General features: G+C 72.5%; 18 protein-coding genes. 7 read left to right on the forward strand and 11 right to left on the reverse strand.

Going from position 1 to position 21,814, the window contains the following annotated elements:
- Positions 1–39: 39 nt before the first annotated feature.
- The 3 genes from ACH45E_RS12005 to ACH45E_RS12015 all read right to left on the reverse strand — a co-directional run bounded on the left by ACH45E_RS12005 (position 40) and on the right by ACH45E_RS12015 (position 7,218).
- Positions 40–1,503, reverse strand: a complete 1,464-nt coding sequence (locus tag ACH45E_RS12005; RefSeq protein WP_361437268.1) for a glutamate synthase subunit beta — start codon at positions 1,501–1,503, stop codon at positions 40–42.
- Positions 1,496–6,103, reverse strand: a complete 4,608-nt coding sequence (gene gltB / locus ACH45E_RS12010; protein ID WP_361437270.1) for a glutamate synthase large subunit — start codon at positions 6,101–6,103, stop codon at positions 1,496–1,498. Before gltB ends, ACH45E_RS12005 begins: the two co-directional genes overlap by 8 nt.
- A 383-nt stretch (positions 6,104–6,486) precedes the next feature.
- Positions 6,487–7,218: a VIT1/CCC1 transporter family protein gene (locus tag ACH45E_RS12015; RefSeq protein WP_361437272.1), complete on the reverse strand. Its 732-nt coding sequence runs from the start codon at positions 7,216–7,218 to the stop codon at positions 6,487–6,489.
- Between the two features lie 251 nt (positions 7,219–7,469).
- Between ACH45E_RS12015 and ACH45E_RS12020 the strand changes: the two genes are divergently transcribed.
- The 7 genes from ACH45E_RS12020 to ACH45E_RS12050 all read left to right on the forward strand — a co-directional run bounded on the left by ACH45E_RS12020 (position 7,470) and on the right by ACH45E_RS12050 (position 15,446).
- Positions 7,470–8,576, forward strand: a complete 1,107-nt coding sequence (locus tag ACH45E_RS12020) for an ADP-ribosylglycohydrolase family protein (RefSeq protein ID WP_361437274.1) — start codon at positions 7,470–7,472, stop codon at positions 8,574–8,576.
- A gap of 317 nt (positions 8,577–8,893) precedes the next feature.
- The gene (locus tag ACH45E_RS12025; protein ID WP_361437276.1) at positions 8,894–10,009 is read left to right on the forward strand and encodes an ADP-ribosylglycohydrolase family protein; all 1,116 of its coding nucleotides are present in this window, start codon (positions 8,894–8,896) and stop codon (positions 10,007–10,009) included.
- Between the two features lie 8 nt (positions 10,010–10,017).
- Positions 10,018–11,193, forward strand: a complete 1,176-nt coding sequence (locus ACH45E_RS12030; protein ID WP_361437278.1) for an ADP-ribosylglycohydrolase family protein — start codon at positions 10,018–10,020, stop codon at positions 11,191–11,193.
- Positions 11,181–12,557 (forward strand): ADP-ribosylglycohydrolase family protein, encoded by a 1,377-nt coding sequence (locus ACH45E_RS12035; protein ID WP_361437280.1) that lies wholly within the window; start codon positions 11,181–11,183, stop codon positions 12,555–12,557. Before ACH45E_RS12030 ends, ACH45E_RS12035 begins: the two co-directional genes overlap by 13 nt.
- On the forward strand, positions 12,554–13,447 hold the full coding sequence (gene rbsK, locus ACH45E_RS12040) for a ribokinase (RefSeq protein ID WP_361437282.1): 894 nt from the start codon (positions 12,554–12,556) through the stop codon (positions 13,445–13,447). Before ACH45E_RS12035 ends, rbsK begins: the two co-directional genes overlap by 4 nt.
- Positions 13,444–14,637, forward strand: a complete 1,194-nt coding sequence (locus ACH45E_RS12045; protein ID WP_361437284.1) for a CoA transferase — start codon at positions 13,444–13,446, stop codon at positions 14,635–14,637. The genes rbsK and ACH45E_RS12045 overlap by 4 nt, the downstream gene beginning before the upstream one ends.
- Positions 14,634–15,446: a CoA ester lyase gene (locus ACH45E_RS12050; RefSeq protein WP_361437286.1), complete on the forward strand. Its 813-nt coding sequence runs from the start codon at positions 14,634–14,636 to the stop codon at positions 15,444–15,446. Before ACH45E_RS12045 ends, ACH45E_RS12050 begins: the two co-directional genes overlap by 4 nt.
- Positions 15,447–15,522: 76 nt before the next feature.
- Here ACH45E_RS12050 and lgt read toward each other — a convergent pair whose 3' ends face one another.
- From lgt to ACH45E_RS12090, 8 genes are all read right to left on the reverse strand, one after another.
- Entirely contained in the window at positions 15,523–16,524 is a 1,002-nt protein-coding gene (lgt, locus tag ACH45E_RS12055) for a prolipoprotein diacylglyceryl transferase (protein WP_361437288.1), read from the reverse strand.
- A gap of 90 nt (positions 16,525–16,614) precedes the next feature.
- A complete protein-coding gene (locus ACH45E_RS12060; RefSeq protein WP_361437290.1) occupies positions 16,615–17,391 on the reverse strand; it encodes a thioredoxin domain-containing protein in 777 nt (258 codons plus the stop codon).
- Between the two features lie 74 nt (positions 17,392–17,465).
- Positions 17,466–18,284, reverse strand: a complete 819-nt coding sequence (gene trpA, locus ACH45E_RS12065; protein ID WP_361437292.1) for a tryptophan synthase subunit alpha — start codon at positions 18,282–18,284, stop codon at positions 17,466–17,468.
- The gene (gene trpB / locus ACH45E_RS12070; RefSeq protein ID WP_361437294.1) at positions 18,281–19,564 is read right to left on the reverse strand and encodes a tryptophan synthase subunit beta; all 1,284 of its coding nucleotides are present in this window, start codon (positions 19,562–19,564) and stop codon (positions 18,281–18,283) included. Before trpB ends, trpA begins: the two co-directional genes overlap by 4 nt.
- A 76-nt stretch (positions 19,565–19,640) precedes the next feature.
- Entirely contained in the window at positions 19,641–19,838 is a 198-nt protein-coding gene (gene trpM / locus ACH45E_RS12075; protein WP_399040537.1) for a tryptophan biosynthesis modulator TrpM, read from the reverse strand.
- Positions 19,839–19,859: 21 nt separating this feature from the next.
- The gene (trpC, locus tag ACH45E_RS12080) at positions 19,860–20,669 is read right to left on the reverse strand and encodes an indole-3-glycerol phosphate synthase TrpC (protein WP_361437296.1); all 810 of its coding nucleotides are present in this window, start codon (positions 20,667–20,669) and stop codon (positions 19,860–19,862) included.
- A gap of 143 nt (positions 20,670–20,812) precedes the next feature.
- Positions 20,813–21,298 (reverse strand): DUF2752 domain-containing protein, encoded by a 486-nt coding sequence (locus tag ACH45E_RS12085; protein WP_361437298.1) that lies wholly within the window; start codon positions 21,296–21,298, stop codon positions 20,813–20,815.
- A gap of 90 nt (positions 21,299–21,388) precedes the next feature.
- Entirely contained in the window at positions 21,389–21,646 is a 258-nt protein-coding gene (locus ACH45E_RS12090; RefSeq protein ID WP_361438202.1) for an HGxxPAAW family protein, read from the reverse strand.
- Between the last annotated feature and the right edge of the window lie 168 nt (positions 21,647–21,814).

Here is a 21,814-nt window from a genome sequence, read left to right on the forward strand (position 1 = left end):
CCGTACGCCTTTGTACGGGACGTTCTTTCGGGGGGCGCGTCAGACCATCAGCGAACGGTCCGTCGGGCGGATCGGGGCCGGCAGGTCGCTCGCGCCGGTGAGGTGGCGGTCGACGCCGCGGGCTGCCGAGCGGCCCTCCGCGATGGCCCAGACGATGAGGGACTGGCCGCGGCCGGCGTCACCGGCGACGAACACGCCCGGCACATTGGTCTGGAAGGCGGCGTCGCGGGCGATGTTGCCGCGCTCGTCGAGGTCCAGGCCGAACTGCTCGACCAGGCCGTTCTCCCGGTCGGTGCCGGTGAAGCCCATGGCGAGGGTGACCAGCTGGGCGGGGATCTTGCGCTCCGTGCCCGGCTTCTGGGTCAGCTTGCCGTCGACGAACTCGACCTCGGCCAGGTGCAGCCACTGCACGTTGCCGTCCTCGTCGCCCTCGAAGTGGGTGGTGGACGCCGAGTAGATGCGCTCGCCGCCCTCCTCGTGGGCCGAGGTGACCTTGTAGAGGATCGGGAAGGTCGGCCAGGGCTGGTTCGTCGGGTGCCGCTCGTCGTTCGGGCGGGGCATGATCTCCAGCTGGGTGACGGAGGCCGCGCCCTGACGATGGGCGGTGCCCACGCAGTCCGCGCCGGTGTCACCGCCGCCGATGACGACGACGTGCTTGCCCTCGGCCGAGACCGGGGGCGCCACGTAGTCGCCCTCCTGCACCTTGTTGGCCAGGGGCAGGTACTCCATCGCCTGGTAGATGCCCTTGAGCTCGCGGCCGGGCACGGGCAGGTCACGGGAGGTCGTCGCGCCGACCGCCAGCACCACCGCGTCGTACCGCTTCTTCAGGTCGGTCGCCTTGAGGTCGCGGCCGATCTCGATGCCCGTACGGAAGCGGGTGCCCTCCGCGCGCATCTGCTCGATGCGGCGGTTGATGTGCCGCTTCTCCATCTTGAACTCGGGGATGCCGTAGCGCAGCAGGCCGCCGATGCGGTCCGCGCGCTCGTACACCGCGACCGTGTGGCCCGCCCGCGTGAGCTGCTGGGCGGCGGCCAGGCCGGCCGGGCCCGAGCCGATGACGGCGACGGTCTTGCCGGACAGGCGCTCGGGGATCTGCGGGGCGACGTCCCCGGTCTCCCACGCCTTGTCGATGATCGAGACCTCGACGTTCTTGATGGTGACCGGCGGCTGGTTGATGCCCAGCACGCACGCCGACTCGCAGGGGGCCGGGCAGAGGCGGCCGGTGAACTCCGGGAAGTTGTTCGTCGCGTGCAGACGCTCCGAGGCGGCCGCCCAGTCCTCGCGGTAGGCGTAGTCGTTCCACTCGGGGATCAGGTTCCCCAGCGGACAGCCGTTGTGGCAGAACGGGATGCCGCAGTCCATGCACCGGCTGGCCTGCTTGCTGATGATCGGCAGCAGGGAACCGGGGACGTAGACCTCGTTCCAGTCCTTGACGCGCTCTTCGACAGGGCGGGTCTTGGCGACCTCACGGCCGTGGTTCAGGAAGCCCTTCGGGTCAGCCATTGATCGCCGCCTCCATCATCTTCTCGTGGGTCTCGGTCTCGGTGAGACCGGCTCGCTCGGCGGCGTCCTTGGCGGCGAGCACTGCCTTGTACGTGCTGGGGATGATCTTGGTGAAGCGCTCCGCGGCCGTGTCCCAGTCGGACAGCAGCTTCTCGGCGACCGTCGAGCCGGTCTCCTCGGCGTGGCGGCGCACCACGTCGTGCAGCCACTGCTTGTCGGCGTCGTCGAGCGCGTGGACCGAGTCGATGTTGCCGATGTTGACGTTGTCGCGGTCGAGGTCGATCACGTAGGCGACACCGCCGGACATGCCGGCCGCGAAGTTGCGGCCCGTCTCACCGAGGACCACCGCGTGGCCGCCGGTCATGTACTCGCAGCCGTGGTCGCCCACGCCCTCCGAGACGACCAGCGCGCCGGAGTTGCGGACGCAGAACCGCTCACCGGTGCGGCCGCGCAGGAACAGCTCACCGCCGGTCGCGCCGTAGGCGATGGTGTTGCCCGCGATCGTCGAGTACTCGGCGAGGTGGTCGGCACCCCGGTCCGGGCGGACGACGACCCGGCCGCCGGAGAGGCCCTTGCCGACGTAGTCGTTGGCGTCGCCCTCCAGGCGCAGCGTGACACCGCGCGGCAGGAAGGCGCCGAAGGACTGGCCGGCGGAGCCGGTGAAGGTGATGTCGATGGTGTCGTCGGGCAGACCGGCACCGCCGAACTTCTTCGTCACCTCGTGGCCGAGCATGGTGCCGACCGTGCGGTTGATGTTGCGGATGGCGACCTGGGCGCGCACCGGCTGGGCGTCGGTCGCCGATTCGGCGGCCAGCGCGTCGGCGGCGAGCTTGATCAGCTCGTTGTCCAGCGCCTTCTCCAGGCCGTGGTCCTGGGCGACGACCTGGTGGCGCACCGCGCCCTCGGCCAGCTCGGGCACGTGGAACAGCGGCTCCAGGTCCAGGCCCTGCGCCTTCCAGTGGTCGACGGCACGGGTGACGTCGAGCGCCTCCGCGTGGCCGACGGCCTCCTCGAGGGAGCGGAAGCCCAGCTCGGCGAGGATCTCGCGGACCTCCTCGGCGATGAACTGGAAGAAGTTCACCACGTACTCGGCCTTGCCGGTGAAGCGCTCGCGCAGCACCGGGTTCTGGGTGGCGACGCCGACCGGGCAGGTGTCCAGGTGGCAGACGCGCATCATGATGCAGCCGGAGACGACGAGCGGGGCGGTCGCGAAACCGAACTCCTCGGCGCCCAGCAGCGCGGCGATGACGACGTCACGGCCGGTCTTCAGCTGGCCGTCGGTCTGCACGACGATGCGGTCGCGCAGGCCGTTGAGCAGCAGGGTCTGCTGGGTCTCGGCGAGGCCGAGCTCCCAGGGGCCGCCCGCGTGCTTCAGTGAGGTCAGCGGGGAGGCACCCGTACCACCGTCGTGGCCGGAGATCAGCACGACGTCCGCGTGCGCCTTCGAGACACCCGCGGCGACCGTGCCGACGCCGACCTCGGAGACCAGCTTGACGTGAACCCGCGCCCGCGGGTTCGCGTTCTTCAGGTCGTGGATCAGCTGGGCCAGGTCCTCGATGGAGTAGATGTCGTGGTGCGGCGGCGGGGAGATCAGGCCGACGCCCGGGGTCGAGTGCCGGGTCTTGGCGACCCACGGGTAGACCTTGTGGCCGGGCAGCTGGCCGCCCTCGCCGGGCTTGGCGCCCTGGGCCATCTTGATCTGGATGTCGTCCGCGTTGACCAGGTACTCGGAGGTCACACCGAAGCGGCCGGAGGCGACCTGCTTGATGGACGACCGGCGCGCCGGGTCGTACAGCCGCTCCGGGTCCTCGCCGCCCTCACCGGTGTTGGACTTGCCGCCCAGCTGGTTCATGGCGATGGCGAGGGTCTCGTGGGCCTCGCGCGAGATGGAGCCGTAGGACATGGCGCCGGTGGAGAAGCGCTTGACGATCTCCGAGACCGGCTCGACCTCGTCGATGGAGATCGGCCGGCGGCCCTCCAGGCCCGTCTTGAAGCCGAACAGGCCGCGCAGCGTCATCAGCCGCTCGGACTGCTCGTTCACCCGGTCCGTGTACTTCTTGAAGATGTCGTAGCGGTTGGCGCGCGTCGAGTGCTGGAGGCGGAAGACCGTCTCCGGGTCGAACAGGTGCGGCTCGCCCTCGCGGCGCCACTGGTACTCGCCGCCGATCTCCAGCGCGCGGTGCGCGGGAGCGATGCCGGAGGCGGGGTAGGCCTTGGCGTGGCGGGCGGCGACCTCCTTGGCGACGACGTCGATGCCGACGCCGCCGATCTTGGTGGCCGTTCCGTTGAAGTACTTCTCGACGAAGGCCTCGTCGAGACCGACGGCCTCGAAGACCTGGGCGCCGCGGTAGGAGGCGACGGTCGAGATGCCCATCTTGGACATGACCTTCAGTACGCCCTTGCCGAGGGCGTAGATCAGGTTGCGGATGGCCTTCTCGGCCTCCATGCCCGGCAGGAAGGTGCCCGCGCGGACGAGGTCCTCGACGGACTCCATCGCCAGGTACGGGTTGACGGCGGCGGCGCCGTAGCCGATGAGCAGGGCGACGTGGTGGACCTCGCGGACGTCGCCGGCCTCGACCAGCAGCCCCACCTGGGTGCGCTGCTTGGTACGGATGAGGTGGTGGTGGACGGCCGAGGTCAGCAGCAGCGACGGGATCGGCGCGTGCTCGGCGTCCGAGTGGCGGTCGGACAGGACGATCAGGCGGGCGCCGTTCTCTATGGCGGCGTCGGCCTCGGCGCAGATCTCCTCGATGCGCGCGGCGAGGGCGTCACCGCCACCGGAGACCCGGAACAGGCCGGAGAGGGTCGCCGCCTTGAAGCCGGGCATGTCGCCGTCGGCGTTGACGTGGATGAGCTTGGCCAGCTCGTCGTTGTCGATCACCGGGAAGGGCAGCAGGACGCTGCGGCAGGACGCGGCGGTCGGCTCCAGCAGGTTGCCCTCCGGACCCAGCGAGGAGCGCAGCGAGGTGACCAGTTCCTCGCGGATCGCGTCCAGCGGCGGGTTCGTGACCTGCGCGAACAGCTGGGTGAAGTAGTCGAAGAGCAGCCGCGGGCGCTCGGAGAGGGCCGCGATCGGCGAGTCGGTGCCCATGGAGCCGATCGGCTCGGCGCCGGCCTTGGCCATAGGCGCCAGGATGACGCGCAGCTCCTCCTCGGTGTAGCCGAAGGTCTGCTGGCGGCGGGTGACCGAGGCGTGGGTGTGCACGATGTGCTCGCGCTCGGGCAGGTCGCCCAGCTCGATCTCGCCGGCCTCGAGCCACTCCGCGTACGGGTGCTCGGCGGCGAGCTGCGCCTTGATCTCGTCGTCCTCGATGATGCGGTGCTCGGCGGTGTCCACGAGGAACATGCGGCCGGGCTGGAGGCGGCCCTTGCGGACGACCTTGGCGGGGTCGATGTCGAGGACGCCGACCTCGGAGCTGAGCACGACGAGGCCCTCGTCGGTGACCCAGTAGCGGCCGGGGCGCAGGCCGTTGCGGTCGAGCACCGCGCCGACCTGGGTGCCGTCGGTGAAGGTGACGCAGGCGGGGCCGTCCCAGGGCTCCATCATCGTGGAGTGGTACTGGTAGAACGCGCGCCGGGCCGGGTCCATGGAGTCGTGGTTCTCCCACGCCTCCGGGATCATCATCAGCACGGAGTGCGGCAGCGAGCGGCCGCCGAGGTGCAGCAACTCCAGCACCTCGTCGAAGGAGGCCGAGTCGGAGGCGTCGGGCGTACACAGCGGGAAGATGCGCTCGAGGGCCTTGTCGTCCGAACCGAAGAGGTCCGAGACCAGCTGGGACTCGCGGGCGCGCATCCAGTTGCGGTTGCCCTTGACGGTGTTGATCTCACCGTTGTGCGCGACGAAGCGGTACGGGTGCGCCAGCGGCCAGCTCGGGAAGGTGTTGGTGGAGAACCGGGAGTGCACGAGCGCGATCGCGGAGGCGAAGCGGCGGTCGGACAGGTCCGGGAAGAAGGGCTCGAGCTGGCCCGTGGTGAGCATGCCCTTGTAGACGATCGTGCGGGCCGAGAGGGACGGGAAGTAGACGTCCGCCTCGCGCTCGGCGCGCTTGCGCAGCACGAAGGCCTTGCGGTCCAGCGCGATGCCCTCGCTGGCGCCGTCGGTGACGAAGACCTGCCGGAAGGCCGGCATGGTCGACCGGGCGGTGGCGCCCAGCAGCTCGGGGGCGACCGGGACCTCGCGCCAGCCGAGGACCGTCAGGCCCTCCTCGGTCGCGATCGTCTCGATCTTCGAGACGGCGTCCTCGGTCCCCTCCTCGGGGAGGAAGGCGATACCGACGGCGTACGAGCCCGCCGCGGGCAGGCCGAATCCGGCCACCTCGCGGAAGAAGGCGTCCGGCACCTGCGAGAGGAGGCCCGCGCCGTCGCCGGAGTCGGGCTCGGAGCCGGTGGCGCCGCGGTGCTCGAGGTTGCGCAGAACCGTGAGCGCCTGCTCGACCAGCGCGTGGCTCGCCTCGCCGGTGAGGGTGGCCACGAAGCCGACGCCACAGGCGTCGTGCTCGTTGCGGGGGTCGTACATACCCTGCGCAGCAGGGCGAGCATCCATGAAGGACCAGTTCTGGCCATTCGCGGAATGCTGGGACGGCTGGCGCGGCGTACGCATCGGCTCTCCCGTCGTCGTCAAGTGGCATGTGCAGGTGCCGAGGGACGACGTTGGCCCTCTGCGTGAGTGCAAAATTTCGTGCAGGTTACATGATGGAGTGGTTCTCGGGAACCGGATACTGCCTTCCAACATGCGGACACCACGAGGTGGCGGTGGGGGGTGCCGCACAGCGTGGTGGAAGTGTGTGGGGACCGAGCCGGACATGATCGGTCAGATCGGTGTCGGTCGGCCGGAGAGGGGTGGGAGAAGCGTCCTCGCCCGCCCCGCGGGTGCACGGCAGGCCTCATTGCCCGCAGCGCTTACGGCTCATGCCCGGTGATTAAGCATTCGAAACCAGCAAGTAACGGCTATTCATACGGCCCATCGCATAAGTAGCAGTCGTACTATCCTACGGCCGTTCCGAACAGGCTGCCCAGGGCGTACGTCACACCGGCCGCGGCACCACCGAGCGCGAGCTGCCGCAGTCCGCTGTACCACCAGCTGCGCGCGGTGACCCTGGCCACCACGGCACCGCAGCCGAAGAGGCCGGCGAGGGCCAGCAGCACGGCCGGCCACAGCGCGGTCGCGCCCAGCAGGAACGGCAGTACGGGCAGCAGGGCGCCCAGCGCGAAGGAGCCGAACGAGGACACGGCCGCGACCAGGGGCGAGGGCAGGTCGCCGGGGTCGATGCCCAGTTCCTCGCGGGCGTGTATCTCCAGCGCCTGCTCGGGGTCGCGGGACAGCTGCCGGGCCACCTCGCGCGCCAGGTCCGGCTCGACGCCGCGTGCCTCGTAGAGGGCGGCGAGCTCGGCCTCCTCGTCCTGGGGGTGCTTGCGCAGCTCGCGGCGTTCGACGTCCAGCTCGGCCTCGACGAGTTCGCGCTGCGAGGCGACGGAGGTGTACTCACCCGCCGCCATGGAGAAGGCCCCGGCGGCCAGGCCCGCGAGTCCCGTGATCACAATGGTGTGCTGGCCGGCCGAACCGCCCGCGACGCCGGTCAGCAGGGCGAGGTTGGAGACCAGGCCGTCCATCGCGCCGAACACCGCGGGGCGCAGCCAGCCGCCGTTCACATCCCGGTGCGTGTGGTTGTCGCGGTGCGCCTCGTGCAGCACCGCCTCGGTCTCGATGATGGCCATACGGGGTCCCCCCAGGAAGCTTAGCCAAAGCTAACTTTGGACGAGTTCTATTTTTCGACAACACCGAACCTACGTCGTGAATTCCATCCCCGCCAGCAAGGAAAGGCTGGGCTAACCTGCGGTTTTGACCGTGGCGAGCGTGCCGACCGGGTGACTTGGGGGTCTCGGAGGCGCTACCGGGCCGCTGTTGTGGGACACCTCCGCAAAGGGCTCCGCGGCCCGGGCGGAGCTCCCCCGGAGGTGAGGCCCGCATGGCATCGGTCCCTATGGCACCGGCCCCCAGGGCATCGGTCCGCGAACGGGCGCGCGGCGCGCTGCTCGGTCTGGCCGTCGGGGACGCGCTCGGGGCACCCGCCGAGAACATGAAGCCCTCCGAGATCCGCGCCCGCTGGGGCCGCATCACCGGGTACGTGGCCGAGCGGCCGGCCGGCACGGACGACACCGAGTACGCGATCTTCTCCGGCCTGCTGCTGGCCCGGCACGGCTCGGCGCTCACCCCGGCCCACGTGGAGGCTGCCTGGCACGAGTGGATCGCCGACGGCCACGAGGGCCCCTTCCGGGGCGCGGGCTTCAGTGAGCGCGGCACCCTGGAGAACCTCCGCCGGGGCCTGGCCGCCCCCATCTCCGCCCAGCACCGGCACGCCTGGAGCGACGGTCTGGCGATGCGGGCCGCGCCCTTCGGGGTGTTCGCGGCGGGCCGCCCGGCCGAGGCGGCCCGGCTGGTGGCGATCGACGGCTCGGTCAGCCACGAGGGCGAGGGCATCTACGGCGGGCAGGCGGTGGCGGCCGGGGTCGCGGCGGCGATGGCGGGCGCGCCGACCGTCGCCGTGGTGGCCGCCGCCCTCGCGGTGGTCCCGGAGGACTCCTGGACGGCCCGCTCGCTGCGCCGCGCGGTGGCCGTCGCCCACCGCGGGGAACGCGCGGTCCGCTCCGCCGTCGTCATCGGCGGCTACCCCTGGACCGACCTGGCCCCCGAGGCGGTCGCCCTGGCCTTCGGCGCGTACGCGGCGGCCGACGGCGATCTCCGGGAAGCGGTGCTCACGGCCGTGAACATGGGCCGCGACGCCGACACCACGGCCGCGGTCGCGGGCGCCCTGGCCGGGGCGACCCAGGGCGTCTCGGCGATCCCCGCCGACTGGGCCGCCGCGATCGGCCCGGCCCGCGGCAGCTGCCTGCCCTCCATGGCAGGCCACCACGTGCTGGACGTGGCCGAACTGCTGGTGCCGGAGGAGGGCGGGAAGTGGGGGGCGGAAGTGGTGGTGCCCGACTTCCTGCCGACAGTGGAACAGCTCCTCGCCGGCACCCCCCTGCTGACCACCGCGGGCACCGGCGACCTGGACAGCGAGGTACGACCATGACCCGCCGCATCCGAGACCGCCTCCCCCGACCCGCCGCCGGTCGGCCCGCCGTGCAAAGGCCCGGGCATCCCTGCCGGCTCACCCACGAGCCCGCCACCCGCACCCGTGACCTGGACAGCGAGGTACAGCCATGACCTGCCGGACCGGCAACCTCCACGACCGGGCGCGGCCATGACCCGCCGCATCGAAGGACTGCCCCCCGGGCCGGCCGCCGCAGCCACCGCCGGCCGGCCCGCCGTGCAAAGGCCCGGGCATCCCTGCCGGCTCACCCACGAGCCCGCCACCCGCACCCGTGACCTGCACAGCGAGGCACGGCCATGACCCGCCGCGTCGAAGGACTGCTCCTCGGGCTCGCCGCCGGGGACGCCGCCGGGTGGCCTGCCGCGCGGCATCGGGCGGTGCGGATGCCTGAGTGGACGCGGCGGCTCACGCGGGAGCTGGACACCTTCGCCGAGCACAACGCGACGACCACGCTGCCCGTGCCGATCGCGCTCAACCAGCCGCCGGAGCCGCTGCGGCTCGGCCCGTCCGACGACGCCGAGTGGGCGGCGTTCGCGGCGGAGGCGGTGTTGCGTGCCGGGGACGACAGCGCGCTCGGTGATCTGAGCCGGGACCGCCGGATGCGTGCCGCCATCGACCTGACCTGGACCGCGGTCGCCTCGGAGGTCGCGGCGGCAGCCGAACGCGCCCCCGAGGTCGAGTCTGCGGTGCTGCCGCTGCGCGCCCGGATCTCGGTGCGTGCCGGGCTCGGCAACCTCGCCGCCGGCCTGCGTCCGCCCGCCACCGGCCACGACAACCCGCACTACTTCGACGACGCGGCCTGCGTACGGGCCTGCGTACTCGCCGTGGCCCACCCCGGCGACCCCGCCCGCGCGGCCGACCTCGCCGAGTTCGACGCGCGCTACACCCAGGACGGCGACGGCGTGCACGGTGCCCGGGCGATGGCGGCGGCCCTGGCGCTCGCACTCGCCGGGGCCGAGGCCGGGGCCTGTGTGGCGGCGGCGCTCGCCGAGCTGCCCGGGGAGACGGAGATCGGCCGCAACGCCCGCCACGCGCTGGCCCTCGTCGAGGACACCGACACCGCCTTCGGGCTGGTCCCGCTCCTGGAGCACCAGATCGTCGACCACGTCTACAGCTACGGCATCGCCGCCGCCGAGACCGTCCCGGTCGCCCTGGCCCTGGCCACCGCGGCCCGCGGCCGGATCGGCGAGGCGGTCCCCGCCGCGGCCTGTCTGTCCCGGGTCGCCGACTCCGCCCCCGCCCTGGCCGGCGCGCTGACCGGCGCACTGGGCGGCGGCGAGACGATCCCGCAGGCCTGGCGGGACGCCTGCCGCACCCTCTCCGGCTGCGCCCTGCCCCGTCTGACCGGCACCGACCTGGTGGAACTCGCCGGACTCCTTCAAGCCACGCAACCGGACCGACCAGGAGGATGATTCGGGGCATGACGCCCAAAGGAGAAGAAAGCAGCGGTCCCGGTCTGGACGAGCGGATCACCGGGGCACTGGTCGGCGCGGCCGTCGGCGACGCGCTCGGCGGCCCCGTCGAGGGCTACTCCCCCGACCAGATCGCCGAGCGCCACGGCGGTCGCGTCCACGGCATCGTCGGCCCCTGGAACGGCGACGCCTGGCGCACCGCCCGCCCGATCGCGCCGTACCACAAGGGCGACGGGCACGTCACCGACGACACCCTGATGACCCACGCCCTGGTCCGGGTGTACGCCCGGGTCCGCGACCACCTCGACGCGTACGCGGTCGCCGACCACCTGGTCCCCGACCTGATGACCACCCCGCGCTGGATCCCCGAGCTGGAGGCCGAGGCACTCCCGCTGCAACGGATCTTCCTGGCGGAGAAATGGCTGGTGGCCCGGCTGGCCTACGGCCATGCCGACCCACGGGAGGCGGGCGCCGGGAACATCGTCAACTGCGGCGCGGCGATGTACATGGCCCCCGTCGGCCTGGTCAACGCGGCCAACCCGGCGGGCGCGTACGCCGAGGCGCTGGACGTCGCCGGCGCGCACCAGTCGTCGTACGGCCGTGAGGCGGCCGGGGTCCTCGCGGCGGCGGTGTCGGCGGCGGCCACGCCGGACGCGACGCCGGAGTCGGTGGTCGCCGCGTGCCTGGACCTGGCGAAGGACGGCACGCGGGAGGCGATCGACCGGGTCTGCGAAGTGGCGTCGCGCCACGGCGACTTCGAGTCGGCCCTGACTCCGGTCCGGGAGGCGGTCGCCCCGTACGACACCGTGGGCCCCGACTACCGCAACCCCTCCCTCGGCGCCCGTCGCCCCTCCCGCGTGCACTCGATCGAGGAACTCCCCGTAGCCCTGGGCATGTTGCTCGTCTCCGGCGGCGACTACCAGCAGGCGGTCCTGGGTGCGGTCAACTACGGCCGGGACTGCGACTCCATCGCCACGATGGCGGGCGCCCTCGCCGGCGCACTCGGCGCCCCGGTCCCGGAGGACTGGTCGAAGGCGGTGGCCGAGGCCAGCCGCCTGGACCTGTGGGAACCGGCCCGCGCCCTGGCCGAGGTGACCCGGGAGGTGTTCGCGCGGGACGTGAGCCGCCGCCGGTCCCACGAGGCGGCCTTCGCTCGGCTCGGGGGCACCGGATGCTCCGCCTGACCTGGGTGCAGCCGGAGGACCTGCTCGGTCACGAACTCCAACAGGCCCGCCAGGACGGCCGCGAGCCGTCGGCGGTCGCGGCGCGCTGGAGGGCGGCGGGCGGCCGGGAGGCGCCGGCCCGGGCGGGGGCGTCGGCGCGGCCGGCGTCACGCTATCTGCGGACGCTGGCGGAGGACCTGCTGGACGAACTGGCCGACCTTCCCAGCCGGTTCGCGGAGGACGAGCCGACGGACCTGACGAGGATCAAGACCGTCTGCCCCGCCTGGCCCACCCGGCCCGCGGGCCTCGATGCCCCCACCCCGCTCGCCCTCGAAGCCGCCTGGCTCGGCCGGGCCGTGGGCTGCCTCCTCGGCAAACCGGTGGAGAAGCTCCCCCTGGAGGGCATCCGCCGACTGGCCCGCGCCACCAGCAACTGGCCCCTGAACACCTGGTTCACGGCCCGCGGAGTCCCCGCGGACCTGATGGAGACGTACCCCTGGAACCGCCGCTCGGCCGCCACCTCCCTCGCCGAGAACATCGACGGCATGCCCGAGGACGACGACCTCAACTACCCCCTCCTCAACCTCGTCCTCCTGCGACGCCACGGCAGGAGCTTCACCACCACCGACGTGGCGAGGCTCTGGCTGGACGAACTCCCGCCCGGCCGCACCTTCACCGCCGAACGCCTCGCTCTGCGCAACCTCCTCGCCGGCGTCGAACCCCCGCACACCGCCCGCCACCGCAACCCCTTCCGCGAATGGATCGGCGCCCTGATCCGTGCCGACGTCCATGGCTGGACCAACCCGGGCGATCCGGCCGCCGCCGCCGGACAGGCCCATCGCGACGCCGCCCTCACCCACACCGCCAACGGCGTCTACGCGGCCATGTTCACCGCCGCCACCATCGCCACCGCCGCCACCGGCACCCACGACATCCACGCCTGTCTGCGCGCGGGCCGCACGGTGGTCCCACCCCGCTCCCGCCTGGCCGGGGCGATCGACCACGCCGTCCGGCTCGCCCGGTCCCACGAGGATTTCGACGAGGTCGTCGACGAACTCCACGCCACCCACGCCGCCACCTACCACTGGGTCCACGCCATCCCCAACACCGCTCTCATCGCCGCCGCCCTCACCCACGCGGACGGCGACTTCACCGGCTCCGTCTGCCGGGCGGTGTCCGGCGGCTGGGACACCGACTCCAACGGCGCGACCGCCGGGAGCGTCGCCGGTCTCCTGGCCGGCTCCCCCGACGCCCTCCCGCACCGCTGGACGGCCCCCCTGAAGAACCGCCTCGCCACATCCGTCGCCGGCTGCGACGGCACCGGCTTCGACGCCCTCGCCCACCTCACCCACTCGCTCACCCGCCCGGAGGTGACCCACCCATGACCCACATCGCCGTACTCGGCAGCACGAACATGGACCTGGTCGCGTACGTCGAGAAGGCTCCGCAGCGCGGGGAGACCGTCACGGGACGGGAGTTCCGTACGATCCCCGGCGGCAAGGGCGCCAACCAGGCCATCGCCGCGGCCCGCGCCGGCGCGACGGTCTCGATGCTCGGCGCGGTCGGCAACGACGCCTTCGGTACCCGCATGCGCTCCACCCTGGAACAGTCGGGCGTGGACACCGACAGCCTGCGCACGGTCGAGGGCCCCTCCGGCACCGCGCACATCGTCGTGGACGACGAGGGCGGCAACGCGATCGTCGTGATCCCCGGCGCGAACGGCACCGTCGACCACCTCACCCCGGGCGACGAGGGCGTCATCGCCTCCGCCGACGCGCTGCTGCTCCAGCTGGAGATCCCGCTCGACGGCGTTCTCGCGGGCGCGGAGGCGGCCCGCCGGCACGGCGTCCGTACGGTCCTCACCCCGGCGCCCGCCCGGCCGCTCCCGCCCGAACTCCTCGCCGCCATCGACCTGCTGGTGCCCAACGAGTACGAGGCGGCCACCCTCACCGGCCGCACCGACCCGCTCGACGCGGCCACCGCCCTGCTCGACCGGGTGCCGGAGGTCGTGATCACCCTGGGCGCGGCGGGCTGCCTGTACATGCTGCGGGGTGCCGAACCCCTCGTGGTGCCCGCGCCCCAGGTGACCGCCGTGGACTCCACCGGCGCGGGCGACACCTTCGTCGGCGCCCTCGCGGTGGCCCTCGCCGAGGAGCGGCCGGTGCGGGAGGCGCTGACCTGGGCGGCCGCGGCGGCCTCGATCTCCGTCCAGCGGGAGGGGGCGTCGGCGTCGATGCCGTACCGCCCGGAGATCGAGGCGCGGTACACCGCATGAGTACCGGCCAGCCGCTGAGCGGCCTGCGCGTCCTCGATCTCGCCACGCTCTTCGCCGGGCCGCTGGCCGCCACCCTGCTCGGTGACTTCGGCGCCGAGGTCGTCAAGGTCGAGCATCCGGTGAAACCGGACCCGTCCCGGGGGCACGGCCCGGCCAAGCAGGGCGTCGGACTGTGGTGGAAGCTGCTCGGCCGCAACAAGCGCACGATCACCCTGGACCTGTCCAAGCCCGGCGGCCGGGCCACCCTGCTCCGCCTGGCCGCCACCGCCGACGTGGTGATCGAGAACTTCCGCCCCGGCACCCTGGAGAAGTGGGACCTGGGCTGGGACGAGCTGTCCGCAGCCAACCCGCGGCTGATCCTCACCCGGGTCACCGCGTTCGGCCAGTTCGGCCCGTACGCCCACCGCCCCGGCTTCGGCACCCTCGCCGAGGCGATGAGCGGCTTCGCGGCGATCACCGGGGATCCGGACGCCCCGCCGACCCTCCCGCCGTTCGGCCTCGCCGACTCCATCGCCGCCCTGGCGACGGCGTACGCCGTCATGACGGCGCTCGCGGCCCGGGAGCGCACCGGCGCCGGCCAGGTCGTCGACATGGCGATCATCGAACCGATCCTTACCGTCCTCGGTCCCCAGCCCACCTGGTACGACCAGCTCGGATACGTCCAGGAACGCACCGGCAACCGGTCCGCCAACAACGCCCCGCGCAACACCTACCGCACGGCCGACGGCTCCTGGGTCGCCGTGTCCACGTCCGCCCAGTCGGTCGCGGAACGGGTGATGCGGCTGGTGGGCAGGCCGGAGCTGATCGACGAGCCGTGGTTCGCGACCGGCGCCGAGCGGGCCGCGCACGCCGATGTGCTGGACGAGGCGGTCGGCCGCTGGATCGCCGGACGCACCCGCACGGACGTCCTGGCCGCGTTCGAGAAGGCGGAGGCCGCGATCGCGGAGATCCAGGACGTACGGGGTGTGCTGGCCGACCCGCAGTACCAGGCCCTGGACACCGTCACCACCGTCGACGACCCGGAGCTCGGCCCGCTGCGCATGCAGAACGTCCTCTTCAGGCTGTCCGCCACGCCCGGCGCGATCCGCTGGGCCGGCCGCCCGCACGGCGCGGACACCGAGGCCGTCCTGACCGAACTGGGGCTGGCCCCGGACGAGCTGCGTGCCCTGCGCGAGGAGGGCGCCCTGTGAGCCCGTTCCCGCTGACCTGGCTGTACGCCCCCGGTGACCGCCCGCATGTCGTCACCAAGGCGCTGGCCTCCGGTGCGGACGTCGTGGTGGTCGACCTGGAGGACGCGGTCGCCCCCGATCGCAAGGCGTACGCCCGCGCCGCCACGGCCGAGCTGTTGTCCGACCCCCAGCCGGTCCCCGTGCACGTCCGGGTCAACGCCCTGGACGGGCCCTGCGCGGCGGCCGACGTCGGGGCGGTGGCCGCGCTCGACGGCGTGGCCGGGCTGCGGCTGCCCAAGGTGACGTCCGCGCAGGACGTGGTCGGCGTGGCCGAGCGCACCGCGCTGCCCCTGTTCGCCCTGCTGGAGAGCGCGCTGGGCATCGAACGGGCCTACGCCGTCGCCGCCGCCCATCCGTCGCTGCGGGGCATCGCCCTGGGCGAGTCGGACCTGCGGGCCGATCTGGGGGTACGGGACGACGTGGGCCTCGACTGGTGCCGCTCCCGGGTGGTCGTCGCCGCGCGCGCGGCCGGGCTGCCCCCACCGCCCCAGTCGGTGCACCCCGACATCCGTGACCTGGAGGGCCTGAGTGCCTCCTGTGCCCACGGCCGCGCCCTGGGATTCCTCGGCCGGGCCGCGATCCACCCGCGCCAGCTCCCGGTGATCGAGCGGGCCTACCTCCCCACCCAGGCGGAGCTGGAGCAGGCCGAGACGATCGTCAAGGCGGCCATGGCCGACCAGGGCGCACAGGCACTGCCGGACGGCCGCTTCGTCGACGCGGCGGTGGTGGCGGCGGCCCAGCGGACGCTGTCGCTGGCGGACAGGTCCTGAGACAGGTCCTGAGACACGGTGAGGGCGCCCGGCATCCCGGGCGCCCTCACCGTCGTCCTTGCCGTACGGCCGGACGTCAGCTCTTCTTCGTGGCGGCCTTGGCCTCGTCCGCGGCCTCGTCCTTGGCCTCGGTCTTGGCCTCGCTCTCGGCCTTGGCCTCGTCGCCTGCCTCGTCCTTCGCGTCCGGCGTCTCCGGCTCCGTCGCGGCGGCCTTGCCCTCGGCGTCGGTCTCGCCCTCGCCGCCCTCGGCCGAACCGTCGGAGACACCCGGTTCCACCACGGCTTCCCGTCCCGGCCGCTTCTTCGCCGAGATCACCAGGTAGGCCACCGCGAGCAGGAACACGATCACCGCGGTCCAGACGTTCAGGCGGATCCCCAGGATGTGGTGGGCGTCGTCGACGCGCATGGCCTCGATCCAGCCGCGGCCCACGCAGTACGCGGCGACATACAGCGCGAACGCCCGGCCGTGGCCCAGCGTGAAGCGGCGGTCGGCCCAGATGACCAGGAAGGCGACGCCGATGCACCACAGGGACTCGTACAGGAACGTCGGGTGGTAGTAGCCCGGCACCCGGCCGCCCTCGGAGGAGGTGATGTGCAGCGCCCACGGAACGTGGGTCTCGCGACCGTACAGTTCCTGGTTGAACCAGTTGCCCCAGCGGCCCATGGCCTGCGCGAGGGCGATGCCCGGCGCGATGGCGTCGGCGTACGCGGGCAGCGGGATGCCCCGTCGCCGGCAGCCGATCCAGGCGCCCAGCGCGCCGAGCGCGATGGCACCCCAGATGCCGAGGCCGCCCTGCCACACCTTGAAGGCGTCCACCCAGTCACGGCCCTGGCTGAAGTACAGCTCGTAGTCCGTGATCACGTGGTAGAGACGGCCGCCGACCAGGCCGAAGGGCACGGCCCAGACCGCGATGTCGGCCACCGTACCGGCCTGCCCGCCGCGTGCGACCCAGCGCTTGTTGCCGAGCCAGACGGCGATGAAGACGCCGATGATGATGCAGAACGCATAGCCGCGCAGCGGGATGGGACCGAGGTGGATCACCCCGCGCGACGGGCTGGGAATGTAGGCAAGTTCCATGGCAGGGTCGACGCTACCGTGCCCGGCCGGGCCCACGGCAGGCGGCCCGGCTACGGGTCCATAACGGGGGCGTGAGAAACGCTTACCCCGCTAGCCCTTGTTGGCCTCCTCCACCATCTGCTTCAGCTTGGCCGGGGTCATCGTGCGGTCCTCGTAGATGTTCTTGCCGCCCAGCAGCACGGTCGGGGTGCCCGTGAAGCCGCTCGCCTGGAAGGCCTTGCTGGACTTGTCCACCCAGCTGGTGTGCGTGCCGTCGTTGACGCACTTGCGGAACACGGCCGTGTCCAGGCCGGGGACCTTGCCCGCCAGCTCGATCAGCTTGGCGTCGCTGGAGAAGGCGTCGTCGGTTTCCTTGGGCTGGTTCCGGTAGAGCACGTCGTGATAGTCACGGAACTTTCCGGCGTCCTGGGCGCAGGCCGCGGCGCCCGCCGCGCGGCGGGACCCGCTGCCGCCGAGGTTGCCGTCGATCAGCGTGACCAGGTGGTACTCGATTCTGAGCTTGCCCGCGTCGGTCAGCTCGTGGAGCGTCGGCCGGTACACCGTCTCGAAGGCCTGGCAGGCCGGGCAGCGGAAGTCCTCCCACACCGTGAGCGTCGACTTGGCGCCGTCCTTGCCGACCGGGATCGCGAGGCTGTCCTTGCCCTGTGCCCCCGAGGGCGCCACGACCGGGCCCGCCTTGGCGGCGCCCTTCTCCTTGCCCGAGTTCGCGGCGATCACCCCGATCACCGCCGCGAGGCCCAGGACACAGACGACGCTCGCGCCGACGATCAGCGCGCGCCGTCGCTTCTCCGCGGACTTCTGCTTCTCGCGCTCGACCGCCAGCCGCTCCCGGGCGGTGCGCTTTCCCTCACGGTTCTTCTCGCTCACACCCCCAGAACGAACCGGGGAGGCGCAGCGCGCCTCCCCGGTGCCAGGTCCACTCGTTCGAGTGACCGAATGGGTCAGCCCCGGCCGCGCACGCCCTGCGCCAGTTCACCGGCGAGCGCGCGGACCGCCTCGACGCCCGCCGCGTGGTCGGGCGCGTCCAGCATCCGCTTGACGAAGGCCGAGCCGACGATCACGCCGTCGGCGAAGCCGGCGACCTCGGCGGCCTGGGCCGCGTCGGAGACACCGAGCCCGACGCAGACGGGCAGGCCGGTTCCGGTGGCGCGGGTCCGCTCCACCAGGTCCTGCGCCTGCGCGCCGACCGATGCCCGGGTGCCGGTGACGCCCATCAGCGAGGCCGCGTAGACGAAGCCGCTGCCCGCCGCGGTGATCTCGCCGAGCCGTTCGTCCTTGCTGCTCGGCGCCACCACGAAGACCGTGGCGAGGCCGTGCTTCTCGGCGTGCTCCCGCCACAGCGCCGACTCCTGCACGGGCAGGTCGGGCAGGATGCAGCCCGCGCCGCCCGCCTCGGCCAGCTCGGCGGTGAAGCGCTCGACGCCGTAGCGGTCGATGGGGTTCCAGTACGTCATGACGAGGATCGGCTTGCCGGTGGCCTCGTAGGCCTCCTTGACCGTGCGCATGACGTGCGCGATCTTGACGCCGCCGCGCAGGGCGATGTCGTCGGCGGTCTGGATGACGGGCCCGTCGAGCACGGGGTCGCTGTGCGGCAGACCGACCTCGACGACATCGGCTCCGCCGTCGAGCACCGCCCTGATCGCGTCGATGCCGCCGTCCACGGTCGGGAACCCGGCCGGGAGGTAGGCGATGAGCGCGGAGCGGCCCTCGGCCTTGGCGGCGGCGAGGGTGTCGGACAGCAGCTGGATGTTTCCGCTCACTTGGCGTCCCCCTCGATCTCGGCGGTGTCGGCCGCGTTGGCGGCGACCTCGGCGTCGGTGTCGTACAGGCCGAAGTAGCGGGCGGCCGTGTCCATGTCCTTGTCGCCGCGACCGGACAGGTTGACCAGGATCAGCCCGTCCTTGCCCAGCTCCTTGCCGACCTCCAGGGCGCCGGCCAGCGCGTGGGCGCTCTCGATCGCCGGGATGATGCCCTCGGTCCGCGACAGCAGGCGCAGGGCCTGCATCGCCGCGTCGTCGGTGACCGCGCGGTACTCGCCGCGGCCGCTGTCCTTGAGGTAGGAGTGCTCGGGCCCGATGCCCGGGTAGTCCAGACCGGCCGAGATCGAGTACGGCTCGGTGATCTGGCCCTCCTCGTCCTGGAGGACGTAGGACCGGGAGCCGTGCAGGATGCCGGGCTCGCCCGCGGTCAGGGTCGCCGCGTGCTCGCCGGTCTCGACGCCGTGGCCGGCGGGCTCGCAGCCGATCAGGCGGACCGAGGCGTCCGGGATGAACGCGTGGAAGAGGCCGATGGCGTTGGAGCCGCCGCCGACACAGGCCACGGCGGCGTCCGGGAGGCGTCCCGCCCGTTCCAGGAGCTGGCGGCGGGCCTCCACGCCGATCACGCGGTGGAAGTCGCGGACCATGGCCGGGAACGGGTGGGGGCCGGCGACCGTGCCGAACAGGTAGTGGGTGCGGTCGACGTTGGCCACCCAGTCGCGGAAGGCCTCGTTGATGGCGTCCTTCAGCGTGCGGCTGCCGGACTTCACCGCGATGACCTCGGCGCCCAGCATGCGCATGCGGGCCACGTTGAGGGCCTGGCGCTCGGTGTCGATCTCACCCATGTAGATCGTGCACTCGAGGCCGAACAGGGCGCAGGCCGTCGCCGTCGCGACACCGTGCTGACCCGCGCCGGTCTCCGCGATGACACGGGTCTTGCCCATGCGCCTGGTCAGCAGGGCCTGGCCGAGCACGTTGTTGATCTTGTGGGAGCCGGTGTGGTTGAGGTCTTCCCGCTTCAGGAAGACCCGTGCGCCACCGGCGTGTTCGGCGAACCTCGGCACCTCGGTGAGGGAGCTGGGGCGGCCGGTGTAGTTGACCAGCAGGTCGTCGAGCTCGCGGGCGAACTCGGGGTCGTGTTTGGCCTTGTCGTACTCGACGGCCACCTCGTCGACTGCCGCGACGAGGGCCTCGGGGATGAACTTGCCGCCGAACGCGCCGAAGTAGCCTTCAGGGCTGGGGATTTGACCCTCTGGGTCGGGGATGAAGAAGTCGCTGGGCATGCGGATACCTCACGGTGAGTGCGTGTGAAAGACACTATTCGCCGTGGGGGCGGGGTGGTCCGTCGGCTGCTAGCCGTCAGTGGCTTGTCGCGCAGTTCCCCGCGCCCCTGACGGGGCGCTGCCATCGCCGTCCGTTGACCTGTCCGGGTTCGTCTCCGATGACGTATCGGACGCGGCGACCGTGGACACGCCTGGCGGGGGCTCGGCAGCCCCTCGGGCGGCAGCCGCGCGCCAGGCGGGCGTGCGGGTCCACGGTGGTCACGGTCAGAGTCATCGGGTTCAGCCTATCGGGAAATCAGCCCCGGCCGTGGCGCAGTGCGGGGTGCTCCCCCGCCGCCACCAGGTCGGCCACCGCTGTCTTGGGGTCGCGGCCGGTGACGAGGGATTCGCCGACCAGGACCGCGTCGGCGCCCGCGTTGGCGTAGGCGATGAGGTCGTGCGGGCCGCGGACGCCGGACTCGGCGATCTTGACGATGTGGTTCGGGATCTCCGGGGCGACGCGCTCGAAGGTGCCGCGGTCGACCTCCAGCGTCCTGAGGTTGCGCGCGTTGACGCCGATCACCTTGGCGCCGGCGTCCACCGCGCGCTCGACCTCGTCCTCGTCGTGCACCTCGACGAGCGGGGTGAGGCCGATGGAGACGGCGCGCTCGATCAGCGACTCCAGGGCCGGCTGCTCGAGGGCGGCGACGATCAGCAGCGCGAGGTCGGCGCCGTACGCCCGGGCCTCCCACAGCTGGTACGACGTGACGATGAAGTCCTTGCGCAGGACCGGGATGTCCACGCGGGCCCGGACGGCCTCCAGGTCGGCCAGCGAGCCGCCGAAGCGGCGCTGTTCGGTGAGGACCGAGATGACGGCCGCGCCGCCCGCCTCGTAGTCCGCGGCGAGCCCGGCCGGGTCGGCGATCGCGGCCAGCGCGCCCTTGGACGGGCTGGAGCGCTTCACCTCACAGATGACCTTGACGCCCTCGCCGCGCAGCGCGGCCACGCCGTCCTTGGCGGCGGGCGCCTTCGCCGCGCGCTCCTTGAGCTCGTCGAGGCTGACGCGCGCCTGCCGCTCCGCGAGGTCGGCACGGACTCCGTCGATGATCTCGTCGAGCACACTCACGCGAGCGGCCCCCTTCCAGACGGTTGTTCCAGTCGGTTGCAAAGCCATTGAAAAGCCATGGTCACTGCGATGGTATCCGGAGGAGGGCGCAGGCCTCACATCCGGTTGACGCCGGTCCCAATACCTGGACGTTCACTAGCTGGTCAAGGGTGCAGCCAGCCGCCGAACGGCAGGTTCCGGACGACGGTGAAGGCCAGCAGCAGCGCCCCGGCGGTCCACAGCTGCGCCGCGGAGGGGTCGATCCGCAGCGGGCGTCCGCGTACCGCGCGGACCGCCCAGACGGACCACAGCGCGGCGAAACCCAGGTAGCCGGCCACGGCCGCCGCGTTGTCCTGGAGCGCGGTGAGGAAGTCGCCGTGGACGAAGGCGTGCGCGCTGCGCAGGCCGCCGCAGCCGGGGCAGTACAGGCCGGTGTAGCGCAGCAGGGGGCACACCGGGTAGTGGCCCGGCTGGTTGGGGTCGACGGCACCGACGTACGCGAAGGCCCCGGCGACGGCCGTGAGGATTCCGGCGGGCACGGCGAGCCGCCCCCACCAGGCGGTGGGCCGCGGCGTCCCGTGGGCGCCGGGGCTGTGGGCCCTGGCGGGGCTGTGGGCCCTGGCGGGGCTGTGGGCGTTCACGCCTCGCATTCTGCCCCGTACGGGCCGCACGCGCGCGTGAGGGGCGGCCGGGCGCCTCAGCGGTGCCGGCCGCCCCTCACGCGGGCAGGTGTGCCGTGCTCAGCTCTCGGCGCCGGCCGGCTCGCGGGTCGCGGCCGGGGCGGTGTGCGGCACCGCGTGGGTCTGCTTCGGCTGGCCGAGGCCCATCGAGCGCATGATGAGGCCCACGACACCACCGAGGGCCACGATCACCATGCCGGCCCAGAAGCCCAGCGGCTGTGCCATCACCATGAAGGCGCCCGCGACGCAGAAACCGATGAAGGTGATGGTGACACCGGTCCAGGCGGCCGGGGTGTGACCGTGGCTGCTGCCCGCCATTGCTTGCTCCTCGTTGCTGGTGTGCGTGTCGTACGTGCCGTACGTCTCCGGGTCCGCCCGGGTCCGGGGCGGACACTCGCCGTCCATTGTCCCGTACGCGTGCGCGTGCCGTGAGTGGGGGTGCCCGATGACCGGCGTCTGTTTCGCCACATCCCTCAGGGTGTCCGG

It is taken from the genome of Streptomyces sp. NPDC020299, from assembly GCF_044387825.1.
Classification (GTDB): domain Bacteria; phylum Actinomycetota; class Actinomycetes; order Streptomycetales; family Streptomycetaceae; genus Streptomyces.